The sequence below is a fragment of the Agathobaculum sp. LCP25S3_E8 genome, assembly GCF_052117165.1.
Taxonomy (GTDB): Bacteria; Bacillota; Clostridia; order Oscillospirales; family Butyricicoccaceae; genus Agathobaculum.
On the sequence record NZ_JBQKJR010000034.1, the window covers coordinates 1 to 21321 of the forward strand.

21 protein-coding genes are annotated in these 21321 nt (G+C 58.5%); 20 read left to right on the top strand and 1 reads right to left on the bottom strand.

Features of this window, described 5'->3' with window-relative positions; all coding sequences use genetic code 11:
• Positions 1 to 166 precede the first annotated feature (166 nt).
• The 5 genes from ACTQ34_RS11540 (at position 167) to ACTQ34_RS11560 (ending at position 5442) form a co-directional block, all read left to right on the top strand.
• Positions 167 to 751 (top strand): hypothetical protein, encoded by a 585-nt coding sequence (locus ACTQ34_RS11540; protein WP_441363958.1) that lies wholly within the window; start codon positions 167 to 169, stop codon positions 749 to 751.
• Positions 752 to 827: 76 nt separating this feature from the next.
• Positions 828 to 2339 carry a relaxase MobL gene (gene mobL / locus ACTQ34_RS11545; RefSeq protein WP_441363959.1) on the top strand — a complete coding sequence of 504 codons (1512 nt, stop codon included), beginning with the start codon at positions 828 to 830 and terminating at the stop codon, positions 2337 to 2339.
• A 12-nt stretch (positions 2340 to 2351) separates the two neighbouring features.
• Positions 2352 to 3257, top strand: coding sequence for a DUF3991 and toprim domain-containing protein (locus ACTQ34_RS11550; protein ID WP_441363960.1), 906 nt, complete (start codon positions 2352 to 2354; stop codon positions 3255 to 3257).
• A 116-nt stretch (positions 3258 to 3373) separates the two neighbouring features.
• Positions 3374 to 5188 (top strand): type IV secretory system conjugative DNA transfer family protein, encoded by a 1815-nt coding sequence (locus tag ACTQ34_RS11555; protein ID WP_441363961.1) that lies wholly within the window; start codon positions 3374 to 3376, stop codon positions 5186 to 5188.
• Positions 5185 to 5442, top strand: coding sequence for a helix-turn-helix domain-containing protein (locus ACTQ34_RS11560; RefSeq protein WP_006572730.1), 258 nt, complete (start codon positions 5185 to 5187; stop codon positions 5440 to 5442). Before ACTQ34_RS11555 ends, ACTQ34_RS11560 begins: the two co-directional genes overlap by 4 nt.
• A 195-nt stretch (positions 5443 to 5637) precedes the next feature.
• Here ACTQ34_RS11560 and ACTQ34_RS11565 read toward each other — a convergent pair whose 3' ends face one another.
• The gene (locus tag ACTQ34_RS11565; RefSeq protein WP_441363962.1) at positions 5638 to 5892 is read right to left on the bottom strand and encodes a helix-turn-helix domain-containing protein; all 255 of its coding nucleotides are present in this window, start codon (positions 5890 to 5892) and stop codon (positions 5638 to 5640) included.
• A gap of 128 nt (positions 5893 to 6020) precedes the next feature.
• On the opposite strand from ACTQ34_RS11565, the gene ACTQ34_RS11570 reads away from it, so the two are divergent.
• From ACTQ34_RS11570 to ACTQ34_RS11640, 15 genes are all read left to right on the top strand, one after another.
• Complete coding sequence (locus ACTQ34_RS11570; RefSeq protein ID WP_287879179.1) at positions 6021 to 6575, top strand: SLOG family protein; 555 nt, start codon at positions 6021 to 6023, stop codon at positions 6573 to 6575.
• Between the two features lie 149 nt (positions 6576 to 6724).
• Positions 6725 to 8098, top strand: a complete 1374-nt coding sequence (locus tag ACTQ34_RS11575) for an ABC transporter substrate-binding protein (RefSeq protein ID WP_325284889.1) — start codon at positions 6725 to 6727, stop codon at positions 8096 to 8098.
• Between the two features lie 22 nt (positions 8099 to 8120).
• Entirely contained in the window at positions 8121 to 9713 is a 1593-nt protein-coding gene (locus tag ACTQ34_RS11580) for a response regulator transcription factor (RefSeq protein ID WP_441363963.1), read from the top strand.
• A gap of 173 nt (positions 9714 to 9886) precedes the next feature.
• Positions 9887 to 10240: a hypothetical protein gene (locus tag ACTQ34_RS11585; protein WP_441363964.1), complete on the top strand. Its 354-nt coding sequence runs from the start codon at positions 9887 to 9889 to the stop codon at positions 10238 to 10240.
• Positions 10237 to 12657: a histidine kinase N-terminal 7TM domain-containing protein gene (locus tag ACTQ34_RS11590; protein ID WP_441363965.1), complete on the top strand. Its 2421-nt coding sequence runs from the start codon at positions 10237 to 10239 to the stop codon at positions 12655 to 12657. Before ACTQ34_RS11585 ends, ACTQ34_RS11590 begins: the two co-directional genes overlap by 4 nt.
• The gene (locus ACTQ34_RS11595; RefSeq protein WP_441363966.1) at positions 12650 to 14080 is read left to right on the top strand and encodes a hypothetical protein; all 1431 of its coding nucleotides are present in this window, start codon (positions 12650 to 12652) and stop codon (positions 14078 to 14080) included. Before ACTQ34_RS11590 ends, ACTQ34_RS11595 begins: the two co-directional genes overlap by 8 nt.
• On the top strand, positions 14077 to 14694 hold the full coding sequence (locus tag ACTQ34_RS11600; RefSeq protein WP_441363967.1) for a response regulator: 618 nt from the start codon (positions 14077 to 14079) through the stop codon (positions 14692 to 14694). Before ACTQ34_RS11595 ends, ACTQ34_RS11600 begins: the two co-directional genes overlap by 4 nt.
• 150 nt (positions 14695 to 14844) lie before the next feature.
• Positions 14845 to 15213, top strand: coding sequence for a hypothetical protein (locus ACTQ34_RS11605; protein WP_075705364.1), 369 nt, complete (start codon positions 14845 to 14847; stop codon positions 15211 to 15213).
• 17 nt (positions 15214 to 15230) lie between these two features.
• Complete coding sequence (locus tag ACTQ34_RS11610) at positions 15231 to 15371, top strand: S-layer homology domain-containing protein (RefSeq protein ID WP_441146557.1); 141 nt, start codon at positions 15231 to 15233, stop codon at positions 15369 to 15371.
• A gap of 215 nt (positions 15372 to 15586) precedes the next feature.
• Positions 15587 to 16921: a hypothetical protein gene (locus ACTQ34_RS11615; protein WP_441363968.1), complete on the top strand. Its 1335-nt coding sequence runs from the start codon at positions 15587 to 15589 to the stop codon at positions 16919 to 16921.
• A 29-nt stretch (positions 16922 to 16950) separates the two neighbouring features.
• Positions 16951 to 18285, top strand: coding sequence for an SPFH domain-containing protein (locus tag ACTQ34_RS11620; RefSeq protein WP_441146560.1), 1335 nt, complete (start codon positions 16951 to 16953; stop codon positions 18283 to 18285).
• Positions 18282 to 19247, top strand: coding sequence for a hypothetical protein (locus ACTQ34_RS11625; protein WP_441363969.1), 966 nt, complete (start codon positions 18282 to 18284; stop codon positions 19245 to 19247). The genes ACTQ34_RS11620 and ACTQ34_RS11625 overlap by 4 nt, the downstream gene beginning before the upstream one ends.
• A 44-nt stretch (positions 19248 to 19291) precedes the next feature.
• Positions 19292 to 19693 (top strand): hypothetical protein, encoded by a 402-nt coding sequence (locus tag ACTQ34_RS11630; protein WP_087347549.1) that lies wholly within the window; start codon positions 19292 to 19294, stop codon positions 19691 to 19693.
• Positions 19694 to 19718: 25 nt separating this feature from the next.
• Positions 19719 to 20567, top strand: a complete 849-nt coding sequence (locus ACTQ34_RS11635) for a DUF4428 domain-containing protein (protein ID WP_441363970.1) — start codon at positions 19719 to 19721, stop codon at positions 20565 to 20567.
• Positions 20568 to 20615: 48 nt separating this feature from the next.
• Positions 20616 to 21299, top strand: a complete 684-nt coding sequence (locus ACTQ34_RS11640; protein WP_116721478.1) for a TIGR00266 family protein — start codon at positions 20616 to 20618, stop codon at positions 21297 to 21299.
• Positions 21300 to 21321 lie beyond the last annotated feature (22 nt).

Consider the following 21321-nt stretch of genomic DNA (forward strand, 5'->3'; position numbering starts at 1 on the left):
ACATGAACATGAAGCATCTGGAGGCGACCGTTGAGGATGCCTCCATTGCTGGCTGACTTCATTCATAACAGAGTCTGCGAACTAAAGTGCGAAAAATTCTTGACACGACCCCGCTCTCCACCGTGAGGGATTCACTCCGCAGCCGGAACAGGATGAATTGCTTCCTGTGGAGTGGGATGGTCTCCCCCTCTGCCGGATCACAGCGGACGGAGGCGTTCGCTACTGGCAGGAGGATGTAGCGACGCCGGAACGGGAACGAGCCTGTGAGCGAGCCACCGATCTGGCCTGCACCGTGCGGGAGTACATGACGCTGCTGGAACAGGCTCCGCCCCTGCAAGCCCAGAGCCTGACCGGTGACTACCGCCTGCTGGCTGACTTCAACGGAGCCGTGCTGGCTGCCCATCCCACCCGGCTTGGCGTTCAATTCGTCACATGGGACTGGAGCTTCGACCGCACAGGTCTCAATCAGGGCAATTACTTTCAGGAAAACTATGCAGGTGCCAAGCAGGACTTCGCCATCCGCGCCGGCCTCATTTCCAAACAGCAAATCTTCAATCAGGAGCAGCTTATCGAAATCTACCGGTGCTGCTCTGACACCTTAGACGCTGGTTATGACTTGACTGCCGAGCAGGAAAAGTGCATACGGGGCGTTCAGGAGCAGATTGCCATTGCAGCTCCCGATGCTCTGGAGCGCATAAGAGAGCAGGAGCAACACCCCATGGAACCCTACAACCAGGAACCGATCATGTAATATTCAGGCGCCGGAGTTTTAGAAATAAGACTCCGGCGCTTTTTTATTGCCTCAAACCAGACAGGAGGATTGAAGATTGGATCAAAAGAACGAACAAAAAGCGCCGCTGCGCATCAAAAACCTGGCTGAGTTGAAACGATGTATCCGCCCCGGGACAGAGTTGGTGGCAACCAGCCATAGCAAGCACCCTGCCCTGGTCGGGCTTGTACGGGTGGTGACTGAGGTTCAGACCAACGCTTACTATTCCGTGGTCAAGGATCAGCCGACTCATCAGTATTCGACCTGTAATTACGGGAAGGGATTCCGCTCTGATTTCGAAAAGGCATCCAACTATTTATTTGAGGGCACGACCATCAAGGTTCTTGACCGCAGAAGCGGTGATACCATGCGGGAGCTGATTCAGAAGATGGAGCATCAGCTCTGCGACAACCCTGTCATCGAGAAGCAGATGCGCCAGCTGGTGCAGGCGCTGGAAACCACCACCGGGAAAAAGCAGTATGGCTATCTGAAGAAACCGCTCAAAGCATTGGTGGACACCATCGTGGACGAGCTGGCCCGGCAGCCGGAAGTAGCAAAGTGCTATGAAACCTGGAATCAGATCCGGGATGAGCTGAACGAGTGCTATGGCAGCCGTACACCGCGGGAGCATCTCCCGCTCTCTCAGCAGAAAGAGTTCCGCCGGATTAAAAACGATATCATCCGGGAGGCCGAGAACATCCGCCTCGGCCTCCCGACTTTTGAAGATGAGAAGATGCAAGATGAGCCGGAGCCGGAGGCGGCACATGAGGAGCAGCGATCCAGCAGCGTATATGAACAGGCTCGACGCTATCGTGCCGCCAAAACGGTTCTGCAGGATGTCTATGCGCTGGATGAGGAACACGCCGAAGCCGTCCGGGTGCTGGAACAGCTCTGGGTGGAAGGATACACGGTGGCGGCGCATCAACTGGGAAAGTTCTACCGGGATGATCTCTCCACCATGCGGGATCATGAAAAAGCGGAGCGTTGGTTTCGCTTATCCGCAGAGGCCGGAAATGACTTTTCGGCATACGCACTCGGGAAGCTCCTGCTCTCTCAAAAGCGCACCGATGAGGCGGTGCGCTGGCTGGACAAGGCCGCCGGGCATGGGAATCCGTTTGCCCAATACCGCCTTGGGAAGCTCTGTCTCACCGGTGAGTCCGTAAAGAAGGATGTGAGAAGAGCTCTGGAGTACCTGACTGCCGCCGCCAGACAAGGAAACCCGTTTGCTCAGTACACACTGGGCAAGCTGTATCTCCTGGGCCGGGATGTGGAACAGGATCGGGAGCAGGCCAGGGATTGGTTCACCCGCTCCGCTGCCCAGGGCAATGCGTATGCTCAATTCTTCCTTGACCGCTTTGACCAGTTCCGAGATCCGTCCGTCATGCTGGCGGCAACCAAGCTGCTCCATCACATGAGCCGGATCTTCCGGGACAATTCCATGCCGCCTCGCAATCCGGCAGGGATTCGCATTGATTCCAAACGGCGCAAGCGGCTGACGGAAAAGCGGATGGCCATGGGCCACAAGGCGGATGATCATGAGGAGCAGGTATCCTATCAGCAGACCATGTAACAGGAGGAGCCTATGTCGACTTACATTCATTTCACGGAAGAACAGAAGCAGCGAGCCGCCTCCGTTGATCTGGAGGAGTTCCTCCGCTGCCGGGGCGAAAAGCTCCTTGCCTCCGGCAGAGAGAAACGGCTGGCCCGTGACCATAGTGTCACCATCCGCGGCAACGAGTGGTACGATCATGCCGAGGAGCGGGGCGGCCACGCCGTCAGCTTCGTGCAGCGGTTTTATCACCTCAGCTATCCGGAGGCGGTGACCATGCTTCTGGGAGGCGAGCTGGGAACGGTTTATCCCTCTGCCGAAGAACGGGTAGATGAGCCGCCGAAGCCCTTTGTCCTTCCGCCGGCCAATTCCAATATGCGCCGGGTCTATGCCTATCTGGTCAAGCACCGGAATATCGACCGGAGCGTTGTGGCGCACTTTGCAAGAGAGAAGCTGCTGTATGAAGACGCCGATTACCACAATGCGGTTTTCGTGGGTACGGATGAAGACGGCGTCCCCCGCCATGCCCACAAGCGCAGCGCCAACAGCTTCGGCAAAGCCTTCCGGCTCAATGTGGAGGGCTGCGATCCCCGCCACAGCTTCCACCACATCGGCACAGATGGGAGCCTCTATGTGTTCGAAGCTCCCATCGATATGCTCTCCTACATCACGCTCCATCCGGAGGGCTGGCAGAGCCACAGCTATGTGGCCTGCTGCGGCACCTCCATTCAGCCGGTGCTGAAGCTGCTGGAGCGGCAGCCGCAAATCAATACGGTCCTGCTCTGCCTCGACAATGACGAGGCTGGCCATCTGGCCAGCCGGCGCATGAAGGAACAGCTGGCAGAGAGGTACACGGTGGAAAGGCTCATTCCCGCACACAAGGATTGGAATGATGATCTGACCGCTGAGGAACCGTCCTACGCACAAGTCATGCAGTAAATAACAACAACGCACACCACTTCCTGTTCGCCCGAAGTAGGCCGTAACAAGAGTGATGTGCGCATTCAGAAGTATGGAACCGAGCAGGAAGTGGTGTGCCCTGAAAGGGGTTAACCATGCCACACCAAGTCCTGATTTTGTTGGCCGCCGGCGGGCTGATGTTTCTGGTCATCGGCTGTCTGGCCGCCTTGTCCCACTACTATACCCTGAGCGGGATCAAATCCAAAACGGTCGGCGACGGCCAGCACGGCACCGCAAGATGGGCCACAGCCAAAGAGATCCGGCAGACCTATGCCCATGTCCCCTTCGAGGTGAAGAAATGGCGCAGCGGCCAGAACCTGCCCACGGAGCAGGGGCTGGTGCTGGGATGCAAGGGAAAGAAAGGCGAACTCACCGCCCTCGTGGACAGCGATGACATCCACTGCCTGATGATCGGCGCTTCCGGCATCGGCAAGACCGCCTATTTTCTCTATCCCAATCTGGAGTACGCCTGCGCCAGCGGCATGAGCTGGCTGGCGTTGGACAGCAAGGGCGACCTGGCCCGAAACTACGGAACCATTGCCAAAGAACGCTATGGGTACCATGTATCAGTTATCGACCTGCGAAATCCCACCCGCTCGGATGGCAATAATCTGCTGACGCTGGTCAACCGGTATATGGACATTGCCCGGAATGACCCGAACAATCTTGCGGCCCGCGCCAAGGCCGAGAAATACGCCAAAATCCTGTCCAAGACCATCGTCAACCCGGACGGTGATGACAGCAACCGCGGCCAGAACGCTTTTTTCTACGATGCGGCGGAAGGTCTGCTCACTTCGGTCATCCTGATGCTTGCCGAGTTCCTGCCGCCCGATAAAGGCCACCCCCAGGAGCGCCGCCATATCGTCTCCGTGTTCAAGCTGGTGCAGGATCTGCTGGAGCCCAGCCGTGTCAAGGGCAAGAGCCACTTCCAGCTCCTGATGGCAAAACTGCCGCCGGATCACAAGGCGAGGTGGTTTGCCGGTGCCGCCCTCAACAGCGCCGAGCAGGCAATGGCCTCCGTCATGTCCACCGTGCTGTCCCGCTTGAATGCCTTTCTGGACAGCGAGCTGGAGCAGATCCTGTGCTTCGACAGCGCCATTGACGCTGAGAAGTTTGCTTCGGAGAAGTCTGCCATCTTCCTGATCCTGCCGGAAGAAGACACAACCAAGAACTTCATGGCCGCTCTCATGATCCAGAACCTGAGCCGGGAGCTGTTCGCTGTGGCCGATGAGAACGGCGGCAAGCTGAAAAACCGGGTGGTGCTTTTCTGTGACGAATTCGGCACCATGCCCCCGTTTGATATTCTCCCCCTTTTCTCAGCTGGACGATCTCGCCGGTTAACGCTCGTACCCATCATCCAGTCCTTAGCGCAGCTTGAAAAAAACTATGGAAAGGAGGGCTGCGAGATCATTCAGGACAACTGCCAGGACACCATCTTCGGCGGCTTCGCCCCCAACAGCCAGACTGCGGAGGTGCTGTCCAAGGCTCTGGGCAGCCGCACCGTCCTCTCCGGCTCGGTGAGCCGTGGCAAGAACGATCCCAGCCAGAGCCTGCAGATGATGGAGCGAGCCCTACTGACGCCCGACGAGCTAAAATCCATTCCCAAGGGCAGCTTTATCGTCATGAAAACCGGCACTCATCCCATGCGGACCCGGCTCCAACTCTTCTTAAACTGGGGCATTACCTTCGGGGAGCCGTATGTGGTGCCGGAGAGAGCCAACCGAGCGGTGGCCTATGCCAACCGGGTGGATCTGGAGCGGAATCTCCCGCAGCTCAGTGAGCCGGAGGAGATGGACGAAAGCCGCGGCTATGCGGTATCCAGCCGGGGCGGCATCGCCCATGCTCCGGCTCAGGAGAGGGCTGTAAAAAGAGGAAAGCAAATGAAGACATTCGGAGAGGAGGAACGATGAGTTACTTCGGAACGATTTACGCCGACACTGAGCTTCCCTCCAGAGCGAAGGCGGTCTATATGTACCTGCGGGATCGCTCCGATGCCGAGGGAAAGTGCTGGCCGGGCATTAAGACCATTGCCTCGGACATGAAGCTGTCCCGCTCCACGGTCAAGCGGGCGCTGCACGATCTGGAGCAGCACGGCTATCTGAAAAAGGCTTCCCGGCACAGGCCGAATGGGAGCAGCACCTCCAATCTCTATACCGTGAAATAAAAGAGAGAGTGGTTTGTACCAAAATGTAGTACAAACCACTCTCTGAATCAATGGCAATTTCAAAATCTTCCGCCAAGGGAGAACTGCGCCCATTCGCTGGACCCAGGAGCGGTTCATTGTGAACCACCCAGAAGGACTCACTCTATCAGAGATTTAGGTCAGAGAAAAGACTTATCATCATCTTAATGAAAAATCTTACTTCTCAAGTCGAAATTTCAGCAGCAGATACGGCTCCACTTCAAGGACGGTGACTATCCTAAACAGCAGATCCAGAGACAGGCCATGACTCATGCCGGGCGCTTCAACGGACGCGAGATGCTGGCGGCTAATATCAAGGATCTCTGCCAACTGTTCCTGGGAATATCCCTTTTTCTTGCGATAGTATCCGATAGCATAAGACAGGTTTTCCATGCGCTCGGAAAAGTCAAAATCCCATTCCAGAGTTATCACCACCTTACGGAATTAGTTTATCCGAAGGCAGCGCATACTAAAATTAACCCTAAAGCATTATTGACGCTTATAAAGCGTCAATATATAATTAAAACACTATTTTGTTCGATGTTATGTGAGGTGTCAATATGACAAGGGGACTTGCCTGTGCCATCACCGGCCATAGACCGACACGCTTTCGCTTCAAATATGATGAAAACAACAACGGCTGCAAGCGGATCAAGAAACGCATCCGGGATCAGTTGATCCAGCTCTATGAGCAAGGCTTTCGCCAGTTTTGGGTAGGCGGCGCTCTGGGCGTGGATATGTGGGCCGGGGAGATATTGCTGCGGCTCAAAGAACAGCCGGAATATAGCGAGATCCAACTGAAGATCGCTCTGCCCTTTGAGGGCCACGACACAGACTGGGAAGATCGCAGTCGCAGCCGTATGTCTTTTCTGATCCGACACAGTGCGGAAACGGTTATCGTGGGTAATAAAGAAGCGCCCCCGGCGGTCAATTACCGGAGACGCAACGAGTATATGGTGGACCGTGCAGGCTACTTACTGGCAGTCTATGACAACGACCGTTCTATCCGCAGCGGAACGGGCATGACCGTCAACTATGCCAGAAAAAAGGGGCTACCCATCACTCTGATCCACCCGGATAAGGCAACGATATCAAAAGAAAAACCTGAACGATGAAAACTACCCGCTGCGGATAGGGCAGGTTTATGGAATCCATGTTATACTGAACTGAAATGGATACTCCACGAAATGAATTCAATAAAGTATCCTGTTTCAACTGGCTTTTTTTACCCTCAGCAGATATAATGAAAACGAGGTGATGCGATGTGAAGGTACGAAGAATTGCGGCGTTTTTGCTGACAGGCACCTTGCTGGCTTGTTGCTGTGTGGGGTGTTCCAGTACATCAAAAAAAGAGGAGACGCCAACCACCATTACGGTCTGGCACGTTTATGGCGGGCAGACCGATTCGCCGCTCAACGATCTGATCGATGAGTTCAACCAAACGGTGGGAAAAGAGCAGCAGATCAATGTGCAGGTTACCTCTGTGTCCAACAGCAATACCATCCACGAACTGGTGCTGGCCGCTGCCAACGGAGAGCCGGGAGCGTCGGAACTGCCCGATATCTTCAGCTCCTATCCCAAGACTGTGATGGCGCTGCCTGATGACAGCATTCTGGTGGACTATCAGGACTACTTCAGCGAGGAAGAACTGTCCGCTTTCCTGCCGGCTTTTGTGGAAGAGGGGACGGTCAATGACCGCCTGGTGGTCCTTCCCGTGGCAAAATCCACAGAGATCATGTTTATTAACCAGACCATCTTTGACCGCTTCTCCCAGGCTACCGGCGTGACGCTGGAGGATCTGGACACCTGGGAGGGGCTTTTCAAGGCAGCAGAGGTCTATGCGGACTGGACCGACGCTCAGACGCCGGATATTCCGGGCGACGCCAAGTCCATGTTCGTTCACGACTACTATTTCAACTATTTCCAGGTGGGGGCGGAATCCCTGGGCGAGGATTTCTTCCAGGGTGACAAGCTGGCCTTTGGCCCCGCTTTCCAGACGGCGTGGGAACCGCTGGCGCAGGCCGCGCTTCAGGGAGGCGTCTGGCTCAAGAGCGGTTACGCCACCGAATCCATTCGTACCGGTGACAGCATCGTCAGTGTGGCGTCCTCGGCCAGTATCCTCTATTACAGCGATGTGGTGACATACCCGGATAATACCTCCGAGGAAATCACCATCATCTCCCGCCCCTGTCCGGTATTTGAGAACGGGGAAAACCTGGTCATGCAGAGGGGGGTAGGCTTCTGCACCGTGCGATCCACCCCGGAGCGAGAGCAGGCCGCCGTGACCTTCCTCAAGTGGCTGACCGAACCGGAACGCAATGTGGAGTTTGTGACCCAAGCAGGCTATATGCCGGTGACCCGGGCCGCCTTCGAAAACGAGCTGCCGAAGGCCATTGAGGGATTGGAGAGCGCCAAGTACGCGTCTCTCTATCAGGCGTATCTGGATACCCAGGCAAACTACGAATTCTATGTGCCGCCCCAACTGGAGACCTACCTGAGCCTGGAAACCACACTGGAAGACCAGGTGCGCGCACAGCTTGCGCTGGGCCGTCAGGATTATCTGGAGGCCGGAGAGACCGGGCTGGAGCAGATCAGCGCAGACCGGCTCCAGGCCTTCCGGGAGATCATGGAGCGATAATACAAGGAGAGGAGGGATCGCCGTGCTGAACAAGTTAAAGGAACTGCGGGCATTGAACGCCTTTGCCAAAAAGCAAAGCGTGGGCATGCAGAGAAAATTGATGCTTTACTGGGTGTCCATGATCCTGGTGGTCTTCGCGGCGGTAATCCTTCTGCTGTCCATCGCTGGGGCCTTCTCCCGGGATGATGAGCAGCTCCATGAGGTAATGGAGCTCCACCTGAGCAACACAGGAGATACGCTGGCCAGCCAACTGGACCATCTGACCGCCCAGAGCCTGAATCTCTCCAAGGAGCTCAGCCGGGAGATCGAGGGGGCGCTGGTACAGGAGGGCATTTCGCTGCAGGAGGTCAACGATGATCCGGAGCGGCTGCTGAAGCTGCAGGAGGTCATGTACCCGCTGATCAGCACCACCCTCCAGACGGCCAACTGCAATGGCGCCTATGCGATCCTGGACGCCACCACCAACACCGGCCTGGAGGGGGCGGACCACTCCAGAAGCGGCATCCATCTGCGCTACTCCAACCTCAGCGCCAGCAGTCCGGTCACACCCACAGTGGTCTACTTCCGCGGCATCCCGGACATCGCCCGTCAAAAGGATCTGGAACTGCACAACCGATGGAATCTGGAATTTGACACCGATCAGATCCCGGGCTGCCGGGAGCTGATGGATGCGCCGCTGAGCAGGCCTGCCGACCGCTACTTCTGGTCCCGCCGGATCGATCTAAAGGATACCTGGGAATCCGCTATGCTGCTGAGTGTCCCCATTGTGGGGAGCGACGGAACGGTGTACGGCGTGTGCGGGGTAGAGCTCAGCGCCCTGTATTTCCAGTTTTCCTATCCCACCCTGGAGGGAAAGTTCGGCTCCGCTGTCACCGTGCTGGCTCCGGTCCAGGACAGCCGTCTGCTGCTGCCGGATGGATTGGTGGGCAGCGTCAACGGCACCTACCTGGACGGTCAGGAGACTCTGGCCATCCATCAGGGGCGATACTATAACGAATACGACACAGGCGCTGGACGGTATATCGGCCTGCACCAGACCATACCCATCTCCAGAGGGAAACCGGAGGACACCGTCTGGGCCGTTGCCATCCTGATCCCCCAGGAGAGCTATGCCGCCTACACAGCCGGCGTCCAGCAGACCTGGATCATTGCGGCCCTGGGACTGCTCCTGGTGCTGCTGGCCCTGTCCTTCTTCCTGTCCCGGCGATTTGTCCGGCCCATCACCGACAGTCTGAAACGGTTCCAGCAGGCGAAGGGGCCGGAACAGGGGATGTCCTCGGGCATCTCGGAGCTGGATGAGCTGGCGGAGTTCCTCAATGCCCGGGCGCGGAATCAGCGGCTGGAGCAGGGAGAGCTTCCTCCCAACATTACGGAACTGTTCGACCAGTTTGTGGAGCGGAAGGATCTGCTGACCGAGGCGGAGCGGAATATCCTGCGCTACTACATCGACGGGCATGAGATCGCGGAGATCCCGGACCTGGCCTTTATCAGCATGAGTACAGTCCGCAAGCACAACCGGAGCATCTACGAGAAACTGGGGGTGGCCTCCCGGGACGAGCTGATGCTCTACATCGACCTGCTCCGCCGCTGCGGAAGGCTTCAGGAGCTTTTCTAAGACAAGTTTCTCCATTACAGCAAAGCGCACAAAACCAGAGGACTGGTTTTGTGCGCTTTCTCTATTATCCAATGGATACCTTTGCGAAAAAGTGGGAAAAAGTATCCGACGGACCATATACTCCCGCCCCTTACTCCTGTTATAACAGGAGTAGAAACGAGGAGGTGCGGAATATGACAAATCTCTTGTCCAGCCGCTTAGAGGACCGGTCCACGCCCCAGTATTTCTGCTTTTCCATCCGCTGCGAGGTGTGCGGAGAATTTTGGTACAGCAGCAGCATCCCCTTTTCCAAAGCGCTGCAGGCGGCGGAACACCGGGAGAAGAAGGAACTCTATGATGCCATCTATCAGCGGGAGAAGCAGCGGGCCATGCAGGCGGCCGGTCAGGAGGCCAGGGAGCGGTTCAGCCAATGCCCCATCTGCCGGCGGCTGGTCTGCGACGCCTGTTTCCTCATCTGCGATGAGATGGATCTGTGCCGGGAGTGTGCCGGCCGGATGGAGGAGTCCGGGGAGCCGGTGGCTCCATGAAGGGGCGTTGGCTGCCGCTCCTCCTGCTGTGCCTGATCCTGGCCGGGTGCGGCACGGTGGACGCAGAGGACCGTCTGATCTCCGCGGCGGAGGGCGCCGAGGCGTATAGCGCGGCTCTCGCCCCCTTCCTCCCCGGGTATTCCCTTCAGACGGCAGAGGATACCCTCTACGCGGAGGTGAGCCGGGGCAGCGCCGTGGCCTGCTTTGATGTACAGGCCATCCCGGCGCTTGAGCGGGGCATTGGCCGGTATTGGTATCCCCATGTCACGGCCACCGTGATCCTGGCGGTGGACCGCAGCCGGACGGGCGCCGCCGTCACCGGCTGGAACAGCCTTCGGGAGAGTCCAGTCCCCGTGGGCATCAGCAGCAGTTCCGTGATCCGCAATATGCTGGCTCTGGGCGCCCTGTCCTACGGGCTGGACCGGGAGGCGCCCTCCAAGCGTGACGCTCTGGAGCTGCTGGAACACCTTGGTCAGAACGGAAACTTCCGGCTGGAGGCGCCGGATGCCCCTATTCTGATCTGTCTGGACTGCGAGGCTGCTGCGTGGAACCGGAACGGAGGAAATTACGAGATCATCGTGCCGGCAGAGGGCACGCTGTCCTACCGTATGGGGCTGCTCTCCGATGTCCCTCTGACGCTGGAGCCGGGGCTGGATGAAACCCTTCTGTCAGCAGGGCTGCCCCTGGCGGACGGAGAGAGACCGGCTGATTTTCCCGATGATTACCGGCCGGCCCGTACCCTGAGCGAGGAGGACTACGGCTGGTTTCTGGAGTTGACCGGGGACAGCAGCCGGGACCTGCGCCGGCAGGTGCTCCACATCCGGCGCTATACCACAGCAGATCTCCGGGAGCATATTTTATCCGCCCTGCTCCTTGCCGCCGCCATCCTGTTGTGGAAGGGGACGGTATCCCATCGGATGATCCGCCGGGATGTCCGCCGGGTAGTGGGGGGTATGGGCTGGCTGATGGTGGGATGGCTGCTGCTGCGCCTGTTCAAATATCAGTTGACAGCAGATGGGCTTCTGTGCCGGATGTGCTGGTATGGCTATTACATCTTTCAGCTTGCCCTTCCGGTAACGCTGCTGTATCTGGCCGTAATCCTGGACCATCCGGAGGGTGAGAAAAAGCCGCTGCGCCCTCTGTGGCCGCCTCTGGCCTGCTATGCCCTCTCTGTGCTATTGGTACTCACAAACGATCTCCACCAGCTGGTGTTTCGTTTTGACTCGGCCGGGGACTGGGCCTCAGACTACCGGTACGGTCCGGGATACTGGGGCGTAATGGCTTTATCCCTCCTGTTCCTGGCCTGCGCAGTCTGGAAGCTGCTCCACAGGGGGCGGTATAGCCCTTACTGGGCCGGCAGGATGGTTCCGCTGCTGTTCTGCGTGGGATTGCTGGCCTACATCACTGCTTACATCAGGCGGGTGCCTCTGGCGTGGGAGAGCGATCTTACCGTGAACATCTGCGTGCTGTCCGCCCTGTTTTTTGAGTCGGCCCTCCACGCGGGGTCTATCCCGGTCAATCTTCAGTATCAGCGCCTGTTCACCGCCACTCCCATTGGGCTGACGCTGCTGGATGAGCAGGGCCGCACCGTCCTGTCCTCCCGGGGCGCGCCTCCCGTCTCCCGCTCCATCTGGCGGAGGATCTCCATGGATATGGCCCATCCGCTGCTGCGGGACAGCGACACCCAGCTTCACGCAGTCCCCATTCACGGCGGTATGGCGGTATGGCAGGAGGACCTCTCCCAGCTCAACCGGCTGCGCAGGGAGATCCAGGCTGTGCAGGCCCGTCTGGAGGCGGCCAACGCCCTGCTGCGTGAGGAGAGCGAGGTGAAAAAGCGCCTGCTGGCCTCGGAGACAAACCGCACCATGTTTGAACAGCTAGACCGGGACATGGAGCGCCGCATCCAGACGCTGGGACGGCTGATCGAGGCTCTGCCGGAGCCCCCCCATCCCCGGGACCTGACCGCCTATATCACTCTTTGCCTGTGCCATATCAAACGCAGATGCAATCTGTTTTTCCTGGCACGTCAGGGGGATGGACTGCCCGGAGAGGAATTGAGCATTTATCTGGATGAGCTGGCAGAACTGGCCCGCTATGCGGGGCTGCAGCTGCTCATCCGCTGCGGGCAGCGTGGAGCGCTGGAGATCCGCAGGGCGGCACTGTGCTACGACTTTGCCTTTGAAGCCATATCCTGGGCCCTGGGGGAGAACGCCTCTCCTCTGCTGGGGTATCTGGAGCCGGAGGGCGCCCATCTGGTTTTCCGCTTTCTTCCGGGCGGTGATCCCGGACAATGGCGCTTTTCGGAGGAACTGACGACGGCGGCTGCCGCGCTGGGCGGTCAGATCGCCTGCAAGGATCTGGACGATGCCGTTGGGATCTGCCTGACGCTGCCCTTGGGAGGTGAGTCCTGTGGCTGAATTTTACCGGTTTCCCCATTGGGTGCTGACCACATTGGTGATGGCGGCCGCCCTGTGCATCGTGTTTCAAACAAGGGCTATCTCTTACAGCGTCCGACGTCTGCCCACCGGCTGGGTGCGCCGGGTGGAAAATGGGATGGAGTGCGCCATCCTCGGGGTGCTGTTCCTCTTCGCCGCCCTTCTTGCACAGGTGCAGTATGGGCTGTTCTGCGGCTTTTTGGCGCCCAGCGCCTACGGCCTTGTCCGGCAGGCGGTGTTTTTGCTGACTGCGGTGCTGGGAACCACCGCCGCGGTGGGGATGGAACTGATCTGGCCGTTTTTTGCCGTGGGCGGGGCGGCTGTCCTGCTCCCCCTGACAGAGACGGTCACAGGGCCCGCCTATCCCGTCTTTTTTCTGATGAGTATGGCGTTCTTCCTGCTGCGCAGCGTACATATCTGTCTGCTGCGCCGGCGGGAGCTCTACACCCAGCTCTCCTCCGTATCCGTCAAGGAAGCCATTGATACCCTGCATACCGGCCTGCTGTTCTTCCGGCGGTCGGGGGAGCTCCTGCTGTGCAACCGCAGCATGGAGGAGCTGGCACGGCAGATGACGGGGCAGCCGGTACAGGACGGAAGGCTGTTTCAGCGGCTGCTGGAGTGCGGCCCGCTGTGCGGCGGCTGCGCACGGGAAGTTCTGGGTGGGCAGCAGGTGTTTCGCCTCCCCGATTCCTCTGTATGGAGCTTTTCCGCCCATGAGCTCCCCATGGGGCGCCGGACCATGCTTCTGCTGACTGCCGATGATGTCACGGAGCATTGGGACGCAGTGACCTTTCTTGCCCGGCAAAACCAGGCGCTGGAGCAGCGCGGACAGGAGCTTCGCAGCACCATTGCGCATTTACAGGCCATCTGTGAAGCGGAGGAGATCGCCCGAAGCAAGGCGAGGGTGCATGACCTTTTGGGACAGCGGATCAGCCTGCTGCTCCGGGCGCTGCGGGATGACCGGCAGATGGATGAGTCGCTGCTGCTGGACTTTGCCCGCAGCCTTCCCACGGCCCTCCGGGAGGACCGCACGCCCAGCCCTGCTCATCGTCTGGAGATGCTGCGGGAGACCTTCCAGGGCATGGAGGTGTCGGTGGAGTTCCAGGGCGCGCTGCCGGAGGATGGAGCGGTGGCGGACAGTTTTGCCGAGATCGCCGTGGAATGTGTCACCAACGCCGTGCGCCACGGGTATGCCACCCGCATCCAGTTCCACTTTTTCCAGAATGACTGCTGGCGCATGACGGTCACCGACAACGGCATCCCGCCCGCCGGCCCCATCCGGGAGGGCGGCGGCATCGGCGGGATGCGCCGCAGGGTCCGTCAGCTTGGCGGCAGAATGGAGCTCTATACTGTCCCCCGATTCCGAATCGAACTGTCTGTTCCAAAGGAGGCTGTGGAGAAATGACAAACGTTCTGATTGTGGAGGATCACGTTTCCATGCGGGAATCGCTGACCACGGCGCTGACGGCGGCGGGAGATTTTTCCGTGGTGGGCGAAGTGCCCAACGCAGACTATGCTCTGGATTTCTGTAAGCATCTGCATCCGGAACTGGTGCTGATGGATGTCTGCACCGAGGGCGGCGCCTCTGGGCTGAAGGCGGTGGAGGCCATCCGCAAAACAGATCCGGAGGTCAAGATCATCATCATGACCGCCTTTGACGAGATCACCTATATCCCCCGGGCCAGGGCCGCCGGGGCCAACGGCTTTATCTACAAAAGCCGGAGCCTGCACGATTTTCTTGAGGTAGCCCGGACGGTGATGGCGGGGGGCAGCAGCTTCCCGGAGCCCAGGACCATTCCCATGCCCCAGGGAGAGGCTCCCCTCACCGACCGGGAGATGGAGGTACTCCGGCTGATGTGCAGACACATGACCAACAAAGAGATCGCCCAGGAGCTGTTTATCAGCGAAAACACCGTCAAGTATCACAAGATGAACATGCTGGGCAAGACCGGCTTTTCCAAGGCGGTGGATCTGGCCTTCTACATGATCTCCAACGGCTGGATCAATCCCCTGTATTAAAGAATTGCACTTCCTATCCACCGGCTTTGTGCCGGTGGATTTTTTGTTTCAGGGAAAAGACTACCCGCAGCGGGTAGGGTGCAAATTCGAAATAAGCTCTACAATAAATCTGTAATACAGAAGGTATGGGAGGTGGGGAGGCTGAAAACTGTGCTCCTGATCATGCGGCGGGCATCGCTGGCTCAGGGCCTGATGGCGAAAGTGCGGGACGCCCCGGGAATACAGCTGTGCTATGAGCCGGACTATGCCAACGCGGATGTGGCCATCCGCAGCCATCTGGCCTCTGGGGCACTGCTGGAGGTCTCCGAGGACGGCGATCACGGCATCGACTTCTGTCTGGCCCTGTGCGCATGGCTGCGGGAAGTCACGCCCCACTGCCGGCTCATGCTGATGTGCCCCGAAGGACAGCCGGAGGCTGTGAGCCGCGCCATCGAGGCTAAGCGTAGAGGCGAGATCGACGACTTTGTGTTTTATGATGTATCTCTGGACTATTTGGCCGCCAGTCTGCAATCCCTTTGAGATAGGCAAAGATCATTTTGAAATGGGGGTATGCCGACGCGGTCACATGGGCGGCGAACAAGGGCATCACTGGCGGGATCGGCAATGGCCTGTTCGGTTCGGATAACAACTGCACCCGCGCCCAGATCGTCACCTTCCTCTATCGGTATGTGGAATAATAACAGGATATTCTTACCAAGCGGAGCGGCAAATGCCGCTCCGCTTTTTTGCGTTTTGTCCGAAAAACTACCCGCTGCGGGTAGGGCGCAAAACAGCGGCACCCGGTAAAATGAAACCATAGTAGAGCGCAGAGAAACAAAAACAGAAAGAAAAGAGGTGTCGTCATGCAAGTAACTGCAAACAGGAAAATGATGATGTCAAGGTGTGCAGTGAGATGAAACGAGTATGGAAGTCTATGCTGGTCTTGCTGTTGGCGCTCTGCCTGACGGCCTGCAGCGGCACCCCCGGCGGCGGAGAAGAAGGGCCGCCCGAGTCTCCTGATGACACAGCGACCTCCGCCCCTCCGTCCGACCATAACTCCGACAGTTCATTGGGCGGTACCTATTGGACGGCTGTACAGCACGAGTCCTACGATTATTACTTTGACCGCACAGAGGTGAGCCAGATGCCCACGGAGCGGTGGTGGGCCGATCTCTTCCTCAATGAGGACGGAACGGCGCAATTCCGTGAGGTCCTGGGCGACAGCTTTAATAGCTATCTGGGCAACGGGACCTGGTGGCTCGGCGCGGATCACACCCTGCGGCTGACAAGCTCGGACGGCGATGAAGATGGTGAGATGAGTGGCCGCATTGAAGATGGCCGCATCATTTTGGAATCCTTCTATGGGGACCGGTTCTATTTTGAAAAAGCGGAGCGGCCGGGCCCGGGCGGCGAACTGTGCATCGCAAATCTGCATGGGACATGGCACATGACCACAGGCGAGGTGGAGGGCTGGAGCTATAACGCCCGGGAAGAAGGCCTGGCCTCCACGCTGGTTTTTGAAAGCAGGTGGAGCGACGCCATCGAGGGATATGTGCTGAGCGCGGATTATTACTTCGCGAACTTTCTGGATACGGATGAGCCGGAATACCGGCAGGAAGTCGAGCTTCGGACGGAGCTGCTGGAGGAACCGCTGTTCCACGGCCTCTCCAACGAGCTTTGGAGCGTCCGGCTCTTTCACGATGATACCGGCGCGGAGTTCTTTCTCACGCTGACCGATCCGGATACGCTGTATCTCCAGGAGCATTACGAGACGGACGGCGCTCCGGCGGTCCGCACGGCGGTCTACCAGCGGGTAAACGCATTCCTGCCGGAAACGCTGCAGACGGCTTTGTATGAGGAGCCTTCTGACTGCCTGACCTTCTACTGGCCCAACCCACCGGACGATGTATCCGCATGGCTGGAGGTACTGCCGGTCACAAAGCTGGAGCCGGATGGACTGGACAGGCTGCTGGTGGTGGGGCGCTGGTATGAAACACAGATCCGGTTCTGTACGGGCGAGCCCCTGTGGGATGACAGCGGACGGCTTCTGGATTGGGTCACGGACGAGATCCTGTACGACGAAACACTCAACATTGATGAGCCTCGGTGGTTTTCCCTGACGATCCCGGAAGGCGTACCGAACCTGTGCCTGCACATCAAGCGCTCCTGGGAGGATTTTTGGTACCTCTGGCCCATCACCGACACAAACGGGTATCTGGTGGATGGGTGGACATTCCTGACACCATAACAAAATAAAACAAGAGAGGAGATCGCATTATGGGACTGATCAAAGCTGCATTGGGCGCAGCCGGCGGCGTGATGGCCGACCAGTGGAAGGAATTCTTCTACTGTGAAGCCATCCCCGCGGATGTGCTGGCGGTAAAGGGAAAGAAGAAGGCCACAGGCCGCTCCAGCAACACCAAGGGGGATGACAACATCATCACCAACGGCTCTGTCATCGCCGTGGCCAACGGCCAGTGTATGCTCATCGTGGAGCAGGGCAAGGTGGTGGATATGTGCGCCGAGCCGGGCGAGTACACCTACGATATGTCCACCGAGCCCAGCCTCTTCACCGGCGATCTGGGGGAATCCATCAAGGGCGTGTTCCAGAACATCGGCAAGCGTTTCACCTTCGGCGGAGAGGCCCCCAAGGACCAGCGCATCTACTATTTCAATACCAAGGAGCTCACCGGCAACAAGTACGGAACCCCCAGCCCCGTCCCCTTCCGGGTGGTGGACCAGCGGGCGGGTATCGACATCGATATCGCCATCCGCTGCTTCGGCGAGTACAGCATCCGCCTGAAAAACCCCATGCTGTTCTATACCAATGTCTGCGGCAACGTCAGCGAGGACTTTAAGACCGAGCAGATCGCGGGGCAGATGAAGACGGAGTTGCTCACCGCCCTGCAGCCCGCATTCGCAAAGATCTCGGAAATGGGTATCCGTTACTCCTCTCTCCCCGGCCACACCCTGGAGCTGGCAGAAGCCCTCAACGAGCAGCTCTCCTCCCGGTGGCGGGACCTGCGGGGCATGGAGATCGTTTCCTTTGGCGTCTCCAGCGTCAAGGCCAACGAGGAAGATGAGCAGATGATCAAGGAGCTGCAGCGCAACGCGGCCTTTATGGACCCCACCCGGGCGGCGGCCCATCTGGTGGGCGCACAGGCCAGCGCCATGCAGTCCGCGGCCAGCAACCCCAATGCCGGTCCCGCTATGGCTTTTATGGGCATGGGGATGGCTGGACAGATGGGCGGCATGAACGCCCAGAATCTCTATCAGATGGGCGCGCAGCAGCAGGCTCAGCCCACCCCCGCACCTGTACCCACGCCCCCGCCTGCCGCCCCTGGCTGGACCTGCGCCTGCGGACAAAGCGGCATCACCGGAAAATTCTGCCCGGAGTGCGGCAAGCCCCGGCCCGCAGCGGACGGCTGGACCTGTTCCTGCGGCGCGGTGAACAAAGGGAAATTCTGCGCGGAGTGCGGGGCGAAAAAGCCCACCGGCGTGCCCCAGTACAAATGCGACAAATGCGGCTGGGAGCCGGATGATCCCGCCCGTCCGCCCAAGTTCTGCCCGGAGTGCGGCGATCCCTTTGACGATGGCGATGTGCAGGGATGACCCGTGGAAGAAAAACCGCCGTATTTTCTGTTGTAGGTCTGTTCCTGCTTCTGGCGGCTGCGGGATATTATTTCAGAGGTCATCAGGGAGGTGATTCATCCATACAGAAGAAATCTGCCGTGCCGCCCGGCATCTTGACCGGCGTCACATACAGCCACACCAGCGGCATGGTTGCCAGAGCGGATTTTGCCATCACGCTTTCGCCGGAGGCCATTCTGGAAACAAGCTATTATCCGGCCCTTGATCCGGATACGGCGGAGGACGAGGACTGGTATCACCCGTCTACCAAAGAGAATGTCCCCATCACCGCGGCTCAGTGGTCGGATGTGGAGCAGATCATTCTGGAGCTCTACCCGCTAATGGAGCCCATCCCGGAAAACCGGCGTGAGGTGAAGCTGCCACCGGGGATCGAAGTCATGGATGGCGGGGACTCCACCAGCCTGATCCTGACCTGGAGCACAGAAGACGGAACACGGAGCATCCGTTATGATCCGCCAAACGACCGCCGTATCCATACGCTGATCGCTCTGCTGGAGGAGCTGGCCGACCCCATTGGACGGGAGATCCCCCGCTATGCCACGCCGGAGCTGAGCGGCTTCTATATGGGTCAGTCCGGGGCTCTCTTCTCCAAGGACTATTCCTTCCAATTCGACCGGGGTCCGTCTGTTGTGTACGGAGAGGACGCCCCATATATCCTCCGGGCCAGATTTACCCCGTCCGGTCGGAAGCAGGAGATCAGGAGTGACTGGGCCGTGTCAGATGAGGAGTGGGATGCCTTCACCGCGTTTGCGGAGGAGATCCGTCTGGAGCAGCAGCCGGACGGCAGCTCGGAAAAGCCGGCCTGCACCCTCTATTACTCTGACGGCAAACAGCAGCAGAAGAAATTGGATCAGGAAACAGCGAAGCAGCTCTGGGCGTATTTTACAGAGCTGGCCCTGTGCCTGCTGGATGAACAGCCATAGTACGCAAATCGATCCATAAAAACAGAACATAGGAGGTACTACAAATGAAAGGTCAGAAGATTTTGAAAGTCACATCCATTCTCATGATCATCGGCGGCATCATCGCCGCCATCGCCGGCGTCATCGCCATTCTCGGCGTCAGCGCCCTGGCAGCCCTGTCGGGGAGCGCGGAGGGTACCGGCCTGCTCTATGCCAGCTCTATTCTTGTGACTGTGGCCTCTGTGATCCAGTTTATCGCGGGCATTAAGGGCATCGGGGCCTGCAGCGCACCCCAGAAGGCCGCTTCCTGCGTCAAATGGGGCATTATCATTGCGATCTTAGCGATTATCTCCATCATCATCGGCTTTGTAGGCGGAGGCCAGTTCAGCATCACCAGTCTGGTGCTCAACCTTCTGCTGCCGGGATTGTATGTCTACGGCGCCATGCAGATGAAGGGCACCGCGTAAGCGGCTTCAGAAAGGGGTGCAGATGATGGGGCTCTTTGGAAAACTATTTGATAAAAAGGAATGCTCGGCCTGCGGCGGCGAGATCGGGCTGCTGGGCAACCGCAAGCTGGAGGACGGCAATCTGTGCAAGGAATGTGCCGCCAAGCTCTCCCCCTGGTTCAGCGACCGCCGCCAGAGCACGGTGGCGGAGATCCAGGAGCAGCTGGCCTACCGGGAGACCAATCAAGCCAAGGTATCCTCTTTTCGCACCACTCGTACTCTGGGTGAGCGTACCAAGGTGCTGCTGGACGAGGATGCGGGTCTGTTTATGGTCACCTCCGCCAGAAATTGGGAGGAGGCCAATCCGGATGTGCTGTCCTTCTCCGATGTGACCGGCTGCAAGCTGGACATCGACGAGCGCAGGACGGAGATCGAATACAGGGATAAGGATGGAGAGCGGCAGAGCTTCAATCCCAAACGGTATGCCTATTCCTACGATTTCTACATCGTGATCAACGTCAACAATCCCTATTTCAGCGAGATCCGCTTTCAACTCAACAGCAGCTCAGTGGATAACGATGAGGAAACACTGCTGGATGGGCCCGACGCCATGCGCAGACCCCGCGGGGGTCTCCGGGCTAAAGCCGGCGGAATGGGCGGCGGCTCCCTGACCTCCAACGCGGAGGAGGTGCGCTCCAGCGTGGAATACCGGCAATATGAGGAAATGGGCTGTGAGATCCGGGATGCGCTGCTGCAGGTCCGGCAGCAGGCGCGGGAGGAAGCGGCCGCGGCCGCAGCACCCAAGGCGGCGGTGACCTGTCCGTACTGCGGGGCGACCACCACACCGGATGCTAGCGGCTGCTGCGAGTTTTGCGGCGGCGCAATCAACGGATAAGAATATCTTGGAGCAATAGAAAACAACGAAAATGAAAGGAGCTTCACCATGAAGAAGTATGAAATTTTAGGAGAAAATCTGCCGGTCGTCGTATGTGAATTGTCCCCAGGCGAATCCATGATCACGGAGAGCGGCAGCATGAGCTGGATGAGCCCAAATATGAAAATGGAAACCACCACCGGAGGCGGTATGAAGAAGATGCTGGGGCGGCTGGTGTCCGGTGATTCCGCATTCCAGAACAAGTTCACCGCAGAGGGTGGGGACGGGTTCATCGCCTTCGCTTCCAGCTTTCCCGGGGCCATCAAGGCTCTGAACATCAGTGCCGGCCGGTCCATGATTGTGCAGAAAAGCGCGTTTCTTGCCTCTGAGGAGGGTGTGGAACTATCCATGCACTTCCAGAAAAAACTGGGCTCCGGCATCTTTGGCGGCGAGGGCTTCATCATGCAGAAACTGAGCGGAAACGGGATCGCCTTTATTGAGATCGACGGTCACGCGGCAGAGTATGACCTGAGCGCCGGACAGGAGCTTCTGGTCAGCACAGGGTACCTGGCGGCTATGGAGGAGAGCTGCACCATGGATGTGGTTGCGGTCAAGGGCGCAAAGAACATGCTCCTGGGCGGCGAGGGTATTTTCAATACCGTTGTCCGGGGACCCGGCAAGGTGATCCTGCAGACCATGCCCATCAGCAAGGTAGCCGAGCTGCTGACGCCGTTTTTCAGCAACAAAAAATAAGAAAGGACAGAGAGGAGAATGG